Origin of the sequence: Marinobacter sp. bablab_jr008, assembly GCF_016464145.1 — a bacterium.
Classification (GTDB): domain Bacteria; phylum Pseudomonadota; class Gammaproteobacteria; order Pseudomonadales; family Oleiphilaceae; genus Marinobacter; species Marinobacter nauticus.
In genome coordinates this window covers 83,920-100,938 of record NZ_JACDWW010000037.1, presented here as the reverse complement: position 1 = coordinate 100,938, position 17,019 = coordinate 83,920, and the positions used below count along the sequence as shown (strand labels likewise).

Sequence of the window (17,019 nt, the reverse complement as noted above, 5' to 3'; positions counted from 1 at the left end):
TATTTGACGCACTGGTTATACGTTACTCAATCTCGATACCTGTGCCATCGTTGGACAAACCGGATGGACCTCTATTAATGCGTGACCGGCAATCCCCTGTCGGAAGATCTACAACCGAGCTTCCAGAATCCAGATTTTGTTTCCCGCCCTGGCTGCTTGCCCACGGCCAAATGCCCGAAAACAAAATAAGCCCCGCAAAGCCGGCAAGATAAAACATCTCGGCCTGTTCGCTAAACAAACCAAACAGAGCCAGACCAGCTGAACTGGCCAGGATGAATGCTGCAATTGCCTTTCGATCTTTATGCACTTCGTCTCGGATCTATTTGCGTATAACGCTTTGCTCACCGGTAAATTGCGAGTGCAGCGAGTAATTTATCCGCGTGCAGCAACTTGTTATATGCCGGAACCGCCAATTTAGTTCGTCTCACTTAGGGCAGCGTCCAAGCTTTCTAAAGCAGAAATCACCTCGTTGACAGTATGCTGATCGAACTCAGGCAAGTCAGTCTCGTCATGTGTACCTTTGTTTAAGTACGACCAATATGCGTTTCTTCCATCTTGACCTAGCACAGCAGTGAGTGCAGACACTATCAGCTCTTTATTAGGTATACTTGACTGGGAACGATTCAGCTTAGATCTTAGATTTTCAGCTAATGCCCTTAGATCCCATGGTGCCGAAGGAGAACGACGAGAGACACTAATTAGGCTGTCCTTCTTATCACTATGCTTTCCGTAATGAAACCAAGTTTTTTCACATAGGTTCTCTAGCGCTCTTCTTGCCGACATCAACGCGTCGCGATACTCCCCTTGTGCATATAGTTCGCGTGCAGCTAATACATAATTTTTGGGTCGCCTTAATGAGTCAACTTGAATATGGTCTTCACCAGCGCTTGATAGGAAAATATATGACTGAGACGCAAGTGACTGACTCTTACCTAGCAGTTGATGTGTGTTATTAAAGAACTCCTCACCATGCACTGCCAAAATGATCTGACAACCCTTGAAAAAATCATCAACAAATAGCGTTTCCCTGATCGCACGACGATGCTCATCATCAATTGCGTTCACTGGATCATCAAAAATAAGCACCGGACAACGCTCTTTTACGTTCTTAGCAAGCAAGATTGCTAGACCGAGGCAACGGATATGACCCTCACTCAGAATATGCAGAGCATCAAATAAGGCAGAAGGGTCTTTCAAAAATGTAATGCCCAATCGTTGATTTTGAGATAACGGAAGTTGAACAGAAGCTAATTTAGCTGCTTCTGAATCGTAACGATTAAAAGCATTGTAAAGTCTCACAACTAGGTCGCCGAGGTCAGCAACCAACTGGCTCGGCAATCGATTCTTATATGCATTCAATCTTTCAACAAAGCTCTTATAAGAAGCTGCAATCTCTTGATTTCTTTGCACTTTGGCATGCTCAGCATTCACATCAGCTATAAGTTGAGCATTCTCCGCATCAAAACTAGTGATTGCCTGTTGCGCAGCAATAATTGCTTGTTTAGCTGTTTGTCTGCGTGTTTCTAAGACAGTGATTTGCTCTTTAAACCAGCGCAAACGATTTAGCTCAGCTTGCTTGGTTGAACGTATTTGAGCGTCCTGATCAGTCTTTTTGTCGGCTTCCTCGAGATACTTTACCTGAGCTTCCAGGTGCTGCCATGGCGTAAAACCATCCGCTAACTGTTGCTGCAAGGAGTACCACCACCCGATATCGATTTGTGAGCCAGGTGAAATATGAAAATCTCGGATAGCATTGTTTTGTGGCAGAAACGTCAAACAAATATTCAATATTTGCGAGAGGTCCAGCAACCATCTACTAACATTTTGTTGAAGCTGTTGTGCCGTTTTCTGAAGCTCTGCCAAGTATTGCAGCTTTTGAAGTTCTTCATTAGCGTTACCGTAAGGGTTTACGGATACTTGGGTGAGCGGCGTTTTACACGCTGGACAATGCTCTGGACTACTCGATTGTAGCTGAACAACTGCGTCGTATAGATTCTTGAATGATACCTCCTGACTTGCATTTTCCAGGTCTTTTTGCTTCAACTTCAGCTCGCTGAGGCCGCTGCTAATGGAGCTACCAAGTGTCTGCAATGCGCTAATTGTTAAGTTGGTTTTACTTGCTTGGGGCTGTCGCAAATCGGTTTCTAGTCGCTGGATTGCTCCTGCATTTTCATCATCACCGTTTAGCTCAAAGACCAATTGGCTAAAGGTTGCTCCGTCACGGTACTGGTTGGCTAGTGTTTGCTCCTCAACATTTAGCCTTTGTAACTCTGCATTGCTAGTCTCTATCTGCTGCTGATAACCAGAAAGTGCCTGCCTTTTTTGCGCTAACTGAGCTGCTTTAACACCAGTAAGATCAATATATCTTTGGTCAAACTCAGAAGTAAAATTACGTACAAACTCGTTGAAAGAGTCTAAGCCAAATAACGTTGATATAAGCTCAGTTTGCTTGGCGGGCGACTGAGCGGCAATTCTAGAAAAGTTATCGATACGATTTTTTTCAACGAAACAAAATCTAAATAGTTCCTCATTTGCTTCAACTTCAACCTCATCGCCTTGCTCGTTTAAGCCTATAACAACTGGCGTCGCAAAACGATTAACATGTGCGTTTTTCAGGTAATCACCCTGATCTCGAAAACGCTTGCTTTCCGCTTCAGCTACGTTACCCAGAAGGCTGTATTCAAGAGCTTCGCAGAAGCTAGATTTGCCAGTGCCGTTCGGTCCGTATATGAGGACTAAACGGCTTTCTAAATCAAAAATCTCTTGCCTGGAGAAACCACGAAACGGCCCCACTGCCATACTTTTTATCTGAGTAATAGGGGAAGTTTTCTCGGCGGTCATCTCGGGTAAAGACTGAATATCTATGCTTAAGGCATCCCAGTTACCCTGGGCCAAGGCAACCATTTTCTTAACCCGCTGGCCTTGATAGGTTCCGAGAGAAGCAAGCTCATCAAGGTTTGCCAGGACAAGGTTCGCTAGCTTGCGCACTCCCGGAAGAACTTCGTCTGAATCCAGAGTTCGCAAAAATCGTAGATACTCAGACTCAATCATAATACTTCCTTAGATTTTAGATTAAATTCCTTCACTTTTGGCACCTGTTAGCAAAGGCCGATGGTGCTCTCTAGGGGCTTTTAGATACTAGCTAAATATGTATTTCGTGTTGATCTTATTTGAGTATCTTGGATCGGAAATGGGTCATATTTTGCCCTACGGGAAAGGTTCTTTGATCACTTTCTGGGTGCTCAATTTTTCAGGCTTTGGCATATAACGCCCGGCTCACGCGCCGGTTTGGAGCCGCGAAGCGGCGGAAAATCGGTCGCCGTGCAGACGATTGTTAGCTTAGAATTAGTGGCTTTGCACTTTTGGTCATTGACTGAATCGCAAGTCCGGTAGCTTTATTAGACACATGCCCATCTACCAGGGAAATCAGATTCATTGATTCTTGGCCCTTTCTGTTTGAGACCATGAGAGAGCCAATGAGGCGCGATATCCCAGTGTTATCATCAAAACCATTCCGCAATGCTCGTCGACAACTAGATGCCAATAAATCAGCTACTTGAACCCCAGGACAACCTTTTGAATCTTCAAAATGCAGATCATCCCGTAATATTTTTCCGGCTTTCAGGGAGCCTTCCTCCTGAACATCAATACCGTAAGTCTCTTTAAGGTATCCGGGCTCCTCACCATCCTTATATATGTACTTTTCCATGAAATTATAGTTTGCCCCTTTTATTGCTATATGGGGGTCTGATATAGACATAGATTGAAGGATTGGCGGGCAAACTTTTTCAAAAGACTCTTCATATATTATTTTTGTGGTGTTTTTTTGGTCAATTCGCCACCTAAACTTACTTAACATTGACGGCTTAAATTGAACGTAATACAAAATAGCCCTCTTTAAAATATCGTTAATCAGGACCGTTTGACATATAAGCTGCAAATACAACTGTGACGAAAGACCCTTAATGTCTTCCGAAAGCTCTTCTAAAGCAGTCCGCATTTCCTGGTGCTGCATCTTATCCTTGTGCTCAACAATCTTATCAGCTTGCTCTTCCTTATGGAGGCCAACTATCTCTTCAGATAATTCAGAAGCGTTAACAGCCACAAAGTACAAGCTTCCGTCTAGCTTGCTTAACTCTGAAATGAACCACTTTAGATCTTTTTCTTTGACATTTTTTAGTTTTATTTCGTCGTTGTATTTCTTACCGCTCTTAATTTTCAATTGAGTGAGCAATTTTTGCATGGCATTTTTCTGATTTCCAGATATTACATACGCAGCAACTACGCACCAAGAATCTGGATTCTTCGAGCAAACGAAACTGCCCGACTCATCGATAAAGATTTCCACACACTACTCCCCTGAGCTAACACTGAAGCATTTAATGGTCGTGCGCAGCATGGCCTTTAAATGTGGGTTGGACTAAGCCGCTGCCACCAATGCCAGCACACAATGTATAAGGGTAAAGTAAATTTTGAACGGATACCGGGATGGCGGTTCAGGCCCGCAAAGGTACTCTGCGGAAGTGCGTATCGTCCTGATGGTCCCCATAAAATGCCTCATCCCTGGGTGATTTGGATCAGCCTACCCCTCTGTTTCTTTCATTGCCAGCCTCAGCCCGAGTCACAACCCAGCTCCTCAGGAACTGTAGCGCTCACAGGAAGCCGCCAGGGAAAGCGGCTAACCCGTCACTCTACCCACGGTTTTAAACCGGGGAATCTGCCGAACCATATAAACCACACCATCCTCGCATCGAGGGCACGGCCAGCTGCGTTGGGACTCCGAGCCATTCTTGACTTCAACATCGACCTCGGGTGGCTTTTGAAGGGCCTGACGAATGGCCGTCAGCTTGCGACGTCGGGTTCGGTTACTCAGATAACCAAAGTGACGAATCCGCATAAAGCCCTTGGGCAGGATATGCATGAGGAACCGTCGAACAAATTCCGCCCCTTCCAGTTGCAGGCTCTTCTGGCGTCCTCCTTCCCGGTAGTCCACATAGCGGATCATGATTCGGCCGCCGTCCTGTGACAACAAACGACCGTTACTGATAGCAATGCGGTGGGTGTAGCGAGCCAGGTAATCCACCACCGTCTCCGCCTGATTCAGACAAGGGCGGGCGTAAACCACCCAATCCTGCTGCATCACTTTTTTGAGTACGTCGTCGATGGCTTGAGGCTCCGTGAGTCTGTGCAATTCGCCGGTTCTGACCGATCGTCTGAGGGACGATACCATGCGGCCGCGAAAGCGGCGGGACAAGGCCCTGACGGGGAACAGATATTGATGTTTAGCCTCATGCCATTCTCCGGCCTCTGTGAGCACCCCGCCCGGAATCAGGCAATGCACGTGAACGTGGCGACTCAGATTCTGCCCCCAGGTATGGAGCACGGCTGTCATGCCCAACTCACCCTGCAAGTGTTTGGTTTTATGGCCAAACTGACTGAGCGTATTCCAAACTGACTCAAACAGGCGACGGTAAACCACTTCCGGGTGCACCTGAACCCAGCCATTCAGGGCGTGGGGCACGGTGAACACCAGGTGGAAGTAGGGTACCGGCAGTAGCGATCGACGCTGGCGCTCACACCACTGTTGGCTAGCCCGACTCTGGCATTGCGGACAATGCCGGTCCCGGCAACCGTAGTAATGCACGGTTCGTGCTTTGCAGTGATCACAACGCATTTCCATACCGCCCATCCGGGCTGTGCGGCAATCCATCAGTCGGCTGCACACCTTGCGACGGTGGCGGTCCAATGAGTCGGTCGAGAGGAACTGGGTCAGTGCCGACTGGACCGTAACTGAACCGGCCATCACGCACCTCCCAGATCCGCGATCAAGTCCGCAGGCGAACGGTTTTGTGAGGATATTCCCGGCAACCAGTGCAGGTAGCGCTCCGTGGTGCGCAGATCACTGTGCCCAAGATATTTCTGTAACTCGTTGAGCGGTACACCATGTTCCAGCTGATGGGTCGCATAGGCGTGGCGCAGTGCGTGTATCCCTCCGCGTCTTTGCACGCCGCTGAGTCGCTTGGCGTGACGATAAACCTTCTGGGCCGTGGTGGCGGTCAGGTGCTGACCAACCAGTACTTCACTCGGAAACAGCCAGAGTACGGGGCGGCCAAGGCACCAATACGCTCGCAATACATCGAGTAGCACGTCAGTCAGGGGCACCATGCGATCCTTACCGCCCTTGCCCTGATGGATGTGAAGCAGGTGGCGCTCCCCGTCGATGTTCTTCACTTGCAATGACACGACTTCACTCACTCGCAAGCCGCAGCCATACGTGATCAACAGCAAGGCCCGATGCTTGGGGTTCTTGGTGGCTCCCACTATCCTTGCAACGTCCTGACGAGTCAGTAACTCAGGAATGCGCTGTGGTCGCTTGGGCAGCACCAGGTTCACGTCGAAGTCTGCCCAATGCAGCACCTGCAGATACAAAAACCGAATGCCATGCAGGTAAAGCCGACAACTGGCCGGCGCCAGGGAACGTTCCTGGACGAGGTAATTAAAGTAGGTCTGCAGATCCCCGACCTCCAACTGGTCCGGGGATCGACGATAATATCGAGCCAGATCCGCGACTATATAGAGATAACTTTTTTGGGTCTGCGGGGAAGAACCATGCTGACGCATGGTCTGGATCATAGCCTGACGTAAGGGGGTCATGGCGGCATCTCCTCTTTGAAAAGCCCACTTGGGCCATTCAAAAGTATCCTCCAATCACCTCCATTCCGGGGAGATTCTCAGTATCACCGCTACCGCGGAGCGGTTTAGTTCAACAGCTAATTATACGAACGCGTTCGTATAACACGCATTCGTATAACTCCAAAAAACGCGACTCTCAGAAACCCCAGCTTCACCAATAAAATCAGAAAATTACCTGAATCCACCACGGCTACCGCCGGAGTTATACGCCCGTGTTCGAGCCACCCCTGCTCCAGATTAGGGGCGTATAACTCCGCACGCCCCGATACTCCTTTTCAAACTTATCAGAAGGTTAGCAACATTTCGCCCTGGTTTCCCGGAGTTTTGCGAACGCGTTCGTATAACTCCGCTTCTGGATACTTGATTGACAATTCCGGAAAATTAAATACTGTATATTTATACATAATCATTAAGGAGCCAGGATATGGACATCCGCTGCCCGATTTCTCCGCAATCCACACGCTTTCTGGATCGGCTCAGAAATTTTATCCGACTTCGCGGTCTCGCTTACCAAACCGAGAAAACCTATGTGTTCTGGATCAAGTGCTTTGTCGGGAGTTTCGAGGCTTCCGGTTGTGTTCAGCCCGGACGAGGCCAGGCGGGTAATTGACAATCTGAAGGGCGAATTCAAACTGGTGGCCATGCTGATCTACGGTGCCGGCCTGAGGATTAACGAAGCTCTTCGATTACGTGTCAAAGACGTCGATTTCGGCATGCAGCAGTTGATCGTTCGCGAAGGGAAATTGACCAGGCCGTTTAGGATTCCCAGTTACTCTGTGGTATTCGGCGGATATGAATGTGGCTGATCAGGCGGATGGTGGGCCTTACCAGGAACTGGAAGCTGCCGATAATAAACAGCCAGATTGCGGCGGTCTCATGCTTCGGAAACAGGAAGAGTATGCTCCCCACCAGAAACCAGATGGCGATGAAGAAATCATTGATGATGCTGATCATCTCGTAGCGGCGCCGGATGATCAGCTCTTCGTGGCCAAGTTTCAGGGTAAGCGGGTTGTCCATTGATTGTTCGTCCATGGCACTTCCTGTTTCCGGTCTGTTTGAAGCGATTATGGGTAAAGTTCGTCGGTTCTGGCGGCCATGATGAAATCGTTTTTGTGTAGGCCTCCGATTTTATGAGTCCACCAGCGTACGGTGGCTTTCCCCCATTCCAACAGTATCGCGGGGTGGTGGCCTTCTTCTTCCGCCAGGTCCGCCACTTTGTTGGTAAAGGCCTGGGCCTGGACAAAGTTTTTGAAGGTAAACACCCGCTGTAACTGCTCTTCCCCATCCTGAACGATCAACTGCCATTCAGGCACGTCTTTCAACAGGGTCTGCTTTTCAGCCTCCGTGACCTGGGGTGCATCGGCACTGCAGGCGCTGCAGCTTTGCTGGCCAAGATTCGACATAGCGTCCTCCACTATATTTGTGGCTTCAACCACATCGTGGGTGCCCGCCCGTCGTTTATCAACCCGGCAGTTGAAATCGACCCTTTTTCCGAATACTGTATATATAAACAGTACTCGAGAAATAAGCATGAGCAAATCACTCAACCACCTGCTTCAGGACGCCCGTATCTGGCAGGGTCATAAGCCCCAGAAACACGCCTCTCCGGCGGAGCACACGGGGTATCAGGTTCTGGATAACCAACTTGGTGGGCTCGGCTGGCCCAAGGGTGCCTTGAGTGAATGCCTGCTGGACAGCTGTGGCATTGGCGAGCTGCACCTGGTACTTCCGTTTATGCAGAAGGTCGCCAGGCAGGGAAAGACCATTTTCTGGCTGAACCCGCCCCACACACCTTATGCCCCGGCGCTGGCCAGGGCTGGCGTAAATACCGATCAACTGGTGCTGGTTCAAACTCACGATTCCGCTGACTTTCTGTGGACACTGGAAAACTGCCTGCGCTCCCCTGTCACAGGCCTGGTGATGGCCTGGCCGGGGAAGTTGGCCACCCGGGATATCCGCCGGCTGCAACTGGCCTCCGAAGCGGGTAACAATGTCTGCATTCTGTTTCGGGAACGTCGGCAGGCAGAGCAGCATTCACCGGCCGCGCTTCGGCTGGAATTGATTCCCGGAGAACACCAGGATCTCAAGATCAACATTCTGAAACGCCGTGGTAGCTGGCCAGGGCAGCGCTGCACTCTTGCCCTTGGGCAGCGCGCGGGCATTCAGGCCAGCGACCCCACTGGTGTGATTCAGGGGCCATGGTCACAGGATGGAGCCACCTGATTCATGTTGTGGCTGTATCTGCACTTCCCTCACCTGCTGCTGGATCATGTTCGCCGCAGCCAGCAAACTCAGGGCGCACTTGCGGTGGTCGATCTTGCCGGGCAGGCTATTCTGCAGGTTTGTCCAGAAGCCGATCACCTGGGTATTCGGCCGGGCATGCGCCTCAAGACCGCACTGGGCCTGGCACCAGACCTGGTGATTCTGCATCTCGATTCTCAACAGGAAACCAATCTGCTGGAAGAGCAGGCCCGCTGGCTATATCGTTACGCGGCCCACATTACCCTGTCGCCGCCGCACGGTCTGTGGGCTGAAGTCAGCAGCCTCCAGCGGCTATATGGCGGGCTTCCCGCCGTTTGGCAAACGGTCGAGCAGGCTCTGGCAGAGCGGCAACTCACTGCCTGGCTGGCTCTTGGGCATACGCCACTGGCGGCTCAGCTCCTTGCGCAAGCAGGCAAAGGCGAGTGCACCGCAGACAAAGGCCACATTCTGACGGCCCTGGGCAAACTGCCTCTGGTGGCTGCGGGTTTTGATGAAAAATCCTGTACCCGCCTGCATCGCCTGGGGCTGAATACGCTGGCTGAAGTCTTCAATCTGCCAGCCCGGGAACTGGCACGGAGGCTATCCCCGGAGCTGCTGGCACGTATACAAAAAGCCCAGGGCACCAGGCCAGACCCCAAATCGCCCTGGCACCCCCCGCACCGATTCCGCCAGCGGGCCGATTTTATTCAGGAAGTGGAGCATGCCCAGGGGCTTTTGTTCGCGCTGCAGCGGATTCTGACCGAGCTGGAAGAAGACCTGTGCTGGCGCCAACAGGACACCGACACCCTGCATCTTTTACTCCAACACCGGCACGAAGAAGCCACCCGGTTGACGTTGCGAACGACTGGCCCGGAGCATCGGGCAGAGAGCTTTCTGAAACTGCTGCGCCTGAAACTGGATCAGCACCCGCTGCGGGCACCGGTGATCAGTCTGTCCCTGTCGGTAAAGCGGTTTCTGGGCCGGGAAGCCCCGGTTGGCCAGGACCTCCTGGGCGATGGACAGGACCTGAATGAAGCCTGGCATACGCTGGCCAGTCGTTTACAGGCCCGCCTTGGTACTGAGGCATTGCAACAGCTTGCACCGCGGGCAGACCACCGCCCGGAGTTTGCCTGGACACCCTCCGCCATAAAACCGGCCAGCAGGCACAGCGAAACACCAGAGGTCTCTGGCCTGCCTGCGCGCCCTTTATGGCTGTTATCCACGCCACACCCACTGGCAGAACCTCCGGCCAGATGGTTCTCGGGGCCGGAACGCATCAGTGCTGGCTGGTGGGACGGCCAGCGGGTGCACCGTGACTACTATATTGCCCAGTTGTCCAGCGGCCAGTTGGCGTGGGTGTTCCGGGATATCCGCGATGGCTGGTACATACACGGGTGGTTTGGCTGATGGATTCTGATTACGCCGAGCTGTTCTGCTTCAGCAACTTCACCTTCCTGACCGGCGCCTCCCATCCCCATGAACTGGCTGAGCAAGCCGCGGAGCTTGGCTATCGGGCAATTGCCATTACCGATGCCTGTTCGGTGGCAGGCATCCCCAGAGCCTGGGCAGCCCTTAAAGACAGCCCGGTAAAGCTGATTACCGGGAGCTGGTTCGAACTGAGCGATACTCCCGAGGGCGCCACTGCCCCACCCCGGTTCATACTGCTGGCTCGAACCCGCGAGGGCTACGGTCAGCTTTGCCAATTGATCACCACCGGGCGGCGACGCGCTGAGAAAGGGCAATACCGGTTATTGACCCGGGACATCGAAACCCATTCGCTGGACCACTGCCTCTGCCTGTGGCTGCCACCGCTGGTATCACAAACCAACGCGCACCAGGCATTGATCACCGGCGAATGGCTGCAACGAATTTTTGAGCACAGGCTACGCCTTGCAGCGACCCGCACACTGGAAGCCGGCGAGGAACAGCAACTGGTCCGTGTACGGTGGCTAGCTGAGCAAATGCGCTGCGCAGTGGTGGCAACCGGCCAGGTTCATATGCATCGCCGCGAACGCCAGCCATTACAGGACGTGCTGACAGCTCTGCGCCACCACACCACGCTGGAACAGGCCGGACACTGCCTGTTTCAGAATGCCGAGCGTTATTTGCGCCCGATACCGGTTATCCGACGATTATTCCCCGAGCCCTGGGTTCGGGAGACCGTGGCAATCGCCGAAGCCTGCAGCTTTGAGCCTGGCAGCCTGCGTTATGAATACCCTCCCGATTTAGTGCCGGAACACGAAACACCCACATCGTTTCTGGCGCGACTCACCCGGGAGGGTGAACGGCGGCGTTACCCATCGGGCACACCCATGAAGGTGCAGGCACTGATTCGCAAAGAGCTGGAGCTGATTGCCGAACTGCGCTACGAACACTATTTTCTCACCATCCACGACATCGTCGACTTTGCCCGGCGCCAGGGCATTCTTTGCCAGGGCCGGGGATCCGCAGCCAATTCCGCGGTCTGTTACTGCCTGGGCATCACCGAGGTGAACCCGGCCAATGTGGAACTTCTGTTTGAACGGTTCATCTCCAAAGACCGGGATGAGCCCCCCGACATCGATGTGGATTTCGAGCACGAACGGCGTGAAGAGGTTATTCAGTACATTTACCAGCGCTACGGCCGTGAGCGGGCCGCCCTGGCCGCCACCGTGATTCGTTATCGCCCCCGCAGCGCCATCCGGGATGTGGGCAAGGCGCTGGGCTTTGATGCCACACTGGTGGAGAAGCTGCTGGATGGCATCGACTGGCGTGACAAGACCACCGGCTGGCGCCAGCAGATTCTGGACAAGGGCCTGACCCGCAGCCCCAAAGTCGCGGATCAGTTCTTCACGCTGGTGAACACCTTGCTGGGCTTTCCACGCCACCTGTCCCAGCACGTGGGCGGTTTCGTGATCAGCGCCGGCCCGCTTTCAGAACTGGTGCCTGTCGAGAATGCCGCCATGGAAGGGCGCACGGTTATCCAGTGGGACAAAGACGACCTGGAAAGCCTGGGGCTGATGAAGGTGGATGTCCTGGCCCTGGGCATGCTCACCGCCATTCGCAAAGCACTGGCGCTGATCAGTGAAGAGAAAGACACGCCGTTTACCATTCAGGATGTCCCTCAGGAAGACCCTGACACCTACGCCATGCTGCAAAAAGGCGACAGTATCGGTGTCTTTCAGGTGGAGTCCCGCGCCCAGATCAACATGCTCCCGCGGCTGAAACCGGAAACCTGGTACGACCTTGTGATCGAAGTCGCCATCGTTCGCCCGGGCCCCATACAAGGCGACATGGTGCACCCCTACCTGCGCCGAAAACACGGCATGGAAGCGGTGGAATACCCCAACGATGCCGTACGCCAGGTGCTGGAGCGCACCCTCGGGGTGCCGATCTTCCAGGAACAGGTCATCAAACTGGCTATGGTCGCTGCCGGTTTCAGTGCGGGCGAAGCCGACAAACTTCGCCGTGCCATGGCAGCCTGGAAATCCCATGGCGATCTGACACCTTTCCGCGACAAACTGATTCAGGGCATGCTGGAGCGGGGCCACGATGCCGACTTCGCCGAGCGCCTGTACAAACAGATCTGCGGCTTTGGTGGCTATGGATTTCCGGAATCCCATGCCGCCAGCTTTGCCTTGCTGGTGTACGTCTCCGCCTGGATCAAACGCCACCACCCGGCAGCGTTCTATTGCGCTCTGCTCAACAGCCAGCCAATGGGCTTTTACTCGCCCAGCCAACTGGTTCAGGATGCCCGGCGCCACAACGTTTCCGTGCTGCCACCAGACGTCAACCACAGCCAGTGGCAGCACACCCTGCAAGGTCAGGAGCAGCACCTGCGCCTTGGCCTTAGAATCATTCAAGGCCTGTCTCGGAATGGCGCCGAGCGCGTCCACCAGAACCGCCCGGCAAACGGTTACCAAAGCGCCGCCGAACTGCGCACCCGAGCTGGCCTCAACCAGAGCGACATGGAACTTCTCGCCGGCGCCAACGCCATGCCCGGCTTCACCAGCAACCGCCACCAGGCTTACTGGCAACTGCTCGAACACGAAGAACCCGGCGAGCTCTTCGCTAACGAAGCCATGACCGAATACACACCGGAACCCTGCCACCTGCTCCCGGAGCCCACCGAAGGGCAAAACGTACTGGCCGACTACAGCAGCCAGGGTTTAACACTACAAAGGCATCCCCTTGCCCTGCTCCGCGAACAAGGCCACCTGCGCCATTGCCTCACCGCCGACCAACTCAAAGCCACCCGTCCCGGCATCCCCGTACAAGTAGCCGGCCTGGTCACCGGCCGCCAACGCCCCGGCACCGCCTCCGGCGTCACCTTCGTCACCCTTGAAGACGAAACCGGCAACGTCAACGTCGTCGTCTGGCTAGACACCGCCCGCCGCCAACGCAAACCGTTGCTCACCGCCCGGTTGTTACACGTAAAAGGAGTTATCGAAAAAGAGGGGGATATAGTTCATGTCATGGCCGGCAAGCTGTCTGACTTGAGCCATCTGATCAACTCTCTACCGGTCAGCTCCCGGGATTTCCACTGACCACAAACGCAAAAACCCCGCCAAAGGCGGGGTTTTCAGGGCAGTGTCGGTAAGGATCAGCCGAGCAGCTTGATCATTACCCCCGCTGCAACCGCAGAGCCAATAACACCGGCCACGTTCGGGCCCATAGCGTGCATAAGCAGGAAGTTCTGCGGGTTGGCTTCCAGGCCCACCTTGTTGGAGACCCGCGCCGCCATGGGCACCGCGGATACACCTGCGGAGCCAATCAACGGGTTGATCGCTTCCTTGGTGAACTTGTTCATCAGTTTCGCCATCAGTACACCGGAAGCGGTGCCTACACCGAAAGCCACAATACCCAGGCCCAGGATACCCAGCGTCTGGCCATCCAGGAACTTGTCGGCCATCAGCTTGGAGCCAACAGACAGACCCAGGAAGATGGTTACGATGTTGATCAGCGCGTTCTGTGCGGTATCGCTCAGACGCTCTACCACGCCACACTCACGCATCAGGTTACCGAAGCAGAACATACCCAGCAGCGGAGCCGCATCGGGCAGGAACAGAACCACGGCAATCAGAACAACCAGAGGGAAGACAATCTTCTCTTTCTTGCTCACCGGGCGCAGCTGCGACATCTTGATGGCACGCTCTTTCTCGCTGGTCAGCGCCTTCATGATCGGCGGCTGGATCATCGGCACCAGCGCCATGTACGCATAAGCAGAGACGGCAATCGCACCCAGAAGATGCGGGGCCAGTACGCTGGATACGTAGATGGAGGTGGGGCCGTCGGCGCCACCAATGATGCCGATTGCAGCGGCCTCGAGGATATTGAACTCCAGTATTCCCGTCCAGTCCAGCAACGCCGCGCCAATAACGGTACCGAAAATACCGAACTGCGCAGCCGCACCCAGAAGCAGGGTTTTGGGGTTAGCAAGCAAAGGGCCGAAATCGGTCATCGCCCCTACACCCATGAAAATCAGCAGAGGACCAACGGTACTGCCGATAATCACAGAGTAGAAGTTATACAGCATGCCATTGCCGTAGCCGTAATCCTGCGCAATGGAGTTGGCCATCGCCATTTCGGAATAACTGGCTTCTTTCACCGCTACTTTGAAGGCTTCTTTCAGCTCAGGCGTAATCGCCTGTCCGACCTGATAGGCCACATCCAGCGGCGCCGCCAGTGCAGCCAGAACCTTGGAGTTGCCACCCTGCAAAGCAAAGTGAATAGCGTTTTCAGCCGCAGTCAGGGCAAGCCCTGCCTCCGGAATATTCGCCAGAATGCCACCAAACCCGATGGGCACCAGCAGCAACGGCTCAAACTTCTTGTTGATCGCAAGATAGAGAAGCAACAGGCCAATAGCGATCATGATCACCTGGCCCAGCTCGATGTTGAACAGGCCACTGCCTGTCCACAGTGTCATTAATTTATCCATGGAATGCTGGCCCTTATGCGATTGTCAGCATTTCATCATCAGGGGAGACGGCATCACCGACCTTGATGAAGACTTCGCCGATAGTACCGGCTTTCGGTGCGCGAACCTCGGTTTCCATCTTCATGGCTTCGAGGATAATCAGCACGTCACCTTCCTCAACGGTGTCACCCGGAGAAACCAGAACCTTGAAGATGTTACCACCCAGCGGTGCCACCAGAGGCTCGCCTTCGCCTGCCGCCGGAGCGGGTGCGGAGGAAGCGGCCGGAGCAGACGCGGCGCCACCGTCACCCTGGATCTGGGTAATCTCGCCACCTTCGGAAACCGCCACCACAAACTTCTTGCCGTTAACGTCCACGGTGTAAGTCTCCGGGCCTGCGGCTTTCTTGGCCGGTGCGGCGTCTTCTGCGGTCGGTACCGGCTCGAACGCATCCGGGTTGTTGCGGTTCTCCAGGAACTTCAGGCCGATCTGTGGGAACAGCGCGTAGGTCAGCACGTCGTCTTCAAGATTGTCGGCCAGCTTGATGCCCTTCTCGTCCGCCAGCTTCTTCAGTTCGTCGGTCAGCTTGTCCATTTCTGGCTCAAGCACATCTGCAGGACGACAGGTCATGACTTCCTTGCCATCCAGCACACGCTCCTGAAGCTCTTTATTCATAGGGGCTGGCGCTGCGCCGTACTCACCCTTCAGAATGGCGGAGGTTTCCTTGGAGATGGACTTGTAACGCTCGCCGGTCAGAACATTCAGTACCGCCTGGGTGCCGACAATCTGCGAGGTCGGGGTCACCAGCGGAATGAAGCCCAGGTCTTCACGAACCTTGGGAATTTCTTCCAGCACCTGGTCAAACTTGTCGCTTGCGTTCTGCTCACGCAGCTGGTTTTCCATGTTAGTCAGCATGCCGCCCGGTACCTGAGCAATCAGGATGCGGGAATCAGTGCCGCGCAGGCTGCCCTCAAACTTCGCATACTTCTTGCGCACCTGGCGGAAATAGGCGGCAATTTCTTCCAGGAGGTTCAGATCAAGACCGGTGTCACGATCGGTACCTTCCAGGATGGCAACAACAGCCTCGGTGGGCGAGTGACCATAGGTCATGCTCATGGAGGAAATAGCAGTATCCACGTTATCGATACCGGCTTCCGCAGCCTTGATGGCGGTAGCGGTCGACATGCCGGTGGTGGCGTGGCACTGCATGTGGATAGGGATATCCAGCTCTTTCTTCAGGCGGCTGACCAGATCATAGGCCACATACGGCTTGAGAATACCGGCCATGTCCTTGATCGCGATGGAATCTGCGCCCATGTCGGCGACTTCTTTCGCCAGATCTACCCACATATCGATGGTGTGCACAGGGCTGGTGGTGTAAGCAATCGTACCCTGGGCATGCTTGCCGGTCTTGCGAACGGCCTTGATCGCGCGATCCATGTTGCGGGGATCGTTCATGGCATCAAAAATACGGAACACGTCTACGCCGTTCTCGGCGGCACGCTCACAGAAACGGTCAACCACATCATCCGCATAGTGACGATAGCCCAACAGGTTCTGGCCGCGCAGAAGCATCTGCTGGCGAGTATTGGGCATGGCTTTTTTAAGTTCGCGGATGCGCTCCCAGGGGTCTTCGCCCAGGTAACGGATACAGGCATCAAAGGTAGCCCCACCCCAGGATTCCAGCGACCAGAAACCCACTTTGTCGAGTTTCTCGGCGATTGGCAGCATGTCGTCCAGACGCATGCGGGTGGCGAGCAGGGATTGGTGGGCGTCACGCAGAATTACGTCCGTAATCCCCAGCGGTTTTTTCGTGTCAGTCATCGTGTCAGCCTTCTGTTAAAAGGTTCTAATCGTGTACCGGGGTCACTTCTTGTGGCGTGACCGGTATTGTGCAATCGCCTTCTTGATGGCCTCGGCGGTGTCAGGGTCAACCGACGTGGGCGCCTTCGGCTTGGCACGTGGCGTTCTGGCCGGGGTTGCCGGCTCTGGCGGCGCAAACCGCAGGATGATTTTGGACATCAGGCCGGTCGCGAATACCAGAATAATCAGGAACACGAACACGAAGCCCATGCCGGCAATCATCAAGTCTACGGCTTGTGACATCAGCTCATTCATATCGAACAGCTACCTGTATTGGTTTGTTGATTTCCCCGTACCGCCCGACAAGCCACCACTAAAACTAAAGTCT

The 17,019-nt window shown here is 54.0% G+C and carries 15 protein-coding genes; 5 read left to right on the top strand and 10 right to left on the bottom strand.

Features of this window, described 5'->3' with window-relative positions; all coding sequences use genetic code 11:
• Window positions 1-22: 22 nt before the first annotated feature.
• The 5 genes from JIF53_RS02555 to JIF53_RS02535 form a co-directional block, all read right to left on the bottom strand.
• Window positions 23-307, bottom strand: a complete 285-nt coding sequence (locus tag JIF53_RS02555) for a hypothetical protein (RefSeq protein ID WP_199451775.1) — start codon at window positions 305-307, stop codon at window positions 23-25.
• Between the two features lie 107 nt (window positions 308-414).
• Window positions 415-3,051 (bottom strand): AAA family ATPase, encoded by a 2,637-nt coding sequence (locus tag JIF53_RS02550; protein WP_199451774.1) that lies wholly within the window; start codon window positions 3,049-3,051, stop codon window positions 415-417.
• 283 nt (window positions 3,052-3,334) lie between these two features.
• Complete coding sequence (locus JIF53_RS02545; protein WP_199451773.1) at window positions 3,335-4,348, bottom strand: DUF3800 domain-containing protein; 1,014 nt, start codon at window positions 4,346-4,348, stop codon at window positions 3,335-3,337.
• Window positions 4,349-4,678: 330 nt separating this feature from the next.
• A complete protein-coding gene (locus JIF53_RS02540; protein ID WP_041655279.1) occupies window positions 4,679-5,803 on the bottom strand; it encodes an IS91 family transposase in 1,125 nt (374 codons plus the stop codon).
• Window positions 5,803-6,654: a tyrosine-type recombinase/integrase gene (locus JIF53_RS02535; RefSeq protein WP_041655282.1), complete on the bottom strand. Its 852-nt coding sequence runs from the start codon at window positions 6,652-6,654 to the stop codon at window positions 5,803-5,805. Before JIF53_RS02535 ends, JIF53_RS02540 begins: the two co-directional genes overlap by 1 nt.
• Window positions 6,655-7,117: 463 nt before the next feature.
• Here JIF53_RS02535 and JIF53_RS19370 point away from each other — a divergent pair, with 463 nt between their 5' ends.
• Window positions 7,118-7,303, top strand: a complete 186-nt coding sequence (locus JIF53_RS19370; protein ID WP_228285454.1) for a phage integrase N-terminal SAM-like domain-containing protein — start codon at window positions 7,118-7,120, stop codon at window positions 7,301-7,303.
• The gene (locus tag JIF53_RS19365) at window positions 7,221-7,499 is read left to right on the top strand and encodes a tyrosine-type recombinase/integrase (protein ID WP_228285441.1); all 279 of its coding nucleotides are present in this window, start codon (window positions 7,221-7,223) and stop codon (window positions 7,497-7,499) included. The genes JIF53_RS19370 and JIF53_RS19365 overlap by 83 nt, the downstream gene beginning before the upstream one ends.
• Here JIF53_RS19365 and JIF53_RS02525 read toward each other — a convergent pair.
• A complete protein-coding gene (locus tag JIF53_RS02525; protein ID WP_022991732.1) occupies window positions 7,450-7,725 on the bottom strand; it encodes a YrhK family protein in 276 nt (91 codons plus the stop codon). The two genes, JIF53_RS19365 and JIF53_RS02525, sit on opposite strands and share 50 nt — an antisense overlap.
• Before the next feature lie 32 nt (window positions 7,726-7,757).
• On the bottom strand, window positions 7,758-8,096 hold the full coding sequence (locus tag JIF53_RS02520) for a 4a-hydroxytetrahydrobiopterin dehydratase (protein WP_199451772.1): 339 nt from the start codon (window positions 8,094-8,096) through the stop codon (window positions 7,758-7,760).
• Between the two features lie 127 nt (window positions 8,097-8,223).
• On the opposite strand from JIF53_RS02520, the gene imuA reads away from it, so the two are divergent.
• The 3 genes from imuA to JIF53_RS02505 are packed head-to-tail and all read left to right on the top strand — an operon-like array spanning window position 8,224 to window position 13,460.
• Complete coding sequence (gene imuA / locus JIF53_RS02515; RefSeq protein WP_023011357.1) at window positions 8,224-8,916, top strand: translesion DNA synthesis-associated protein ImuA; 693 nt, start codon at window positions 8,224-8,226, stop codon at window positions 8,914-8,916.
• A 3-nt stretch (window positions 8,917-8,919) separates the two neighbouring features.
• Window positions 8,920-10,341 carry a Y-family DNA polymerase gene (locus tag JIF53_RS02510; protein WP_199451771.1) on the top strand — a complete coding sequence of 474 codons (1,422 nt, stop codon included), beginning with the start codon at window positions 8,920-8,922 and terminating at the stop codon, window positions 10,339-10,341.
• On the top strand, window positions 10,341-13,460 hold the full coding sequence (locus JIF53_RS02505; RefSeq protein ID WP_199451770.1) for an error-prone DNA polymerase: 3,120 nt from the start codon (window positions 10,341-10,343) through the stop codon (window positions 13,458-13,460). Before JIF53_RS02510 ends, JIF53_RS02505 begins: the two co-directional genes overlap by 1 nt.
• A gap of 56 nt (window positions 13,461-13,516) precedes the next feature.
• On the opposite strand, the gene JIF53_RS02500 is transcribed toward JIF53_RS02505, so the two are convergent.
• Genes JIF53_RS02500 through JIF53_RS02490 form a run of 3 tightly spaced genes read right to left on the bottom strand, consistent with a single transcriptional unit; the run spans window position 13,517 to window position 16,946 of the window.
• Window positions 13,517-14,851: a sodium ion-translocating decarboxylase subunit beta gene (locus JIF53_RS02500; RefSeq protein WP_031209652.1), complete on the bottom strand. Its 1,335-nt coding sequence runs from the start codon at window positions 14,849-14,851 to the stop codon at window positions 13,517-13,519.
• A gap of 13 nt (window positions 14,852-14,864) precedes the next feature.
• A complete protein-coding gene (oadA, locus tag JIF53_RS02495; protein ID WP_014421876.1) occupies window positions 14,865-16,652 on the bottom strand; it encodes a sodium-extruding oxaloacetate decarboxylase subunit alpha in 1,788 nt (595 codons plus the stop codon).
• Window positions 16,653-16,694: 42 nt separating this feature from the next.
• Window positions 16,695-16,946: an OadG family protein gene (locus tag JIF53_RS02490; protein WP_011784486.1), complete on the bottom strand. Its 252-nt coding sequence runs from the start codon at window positions 16,944-16,946 to the stop codon at window positions 16,695-16,697.
• Window positions 16,947-17,019 lie beyond the last annotated feature (73 nt).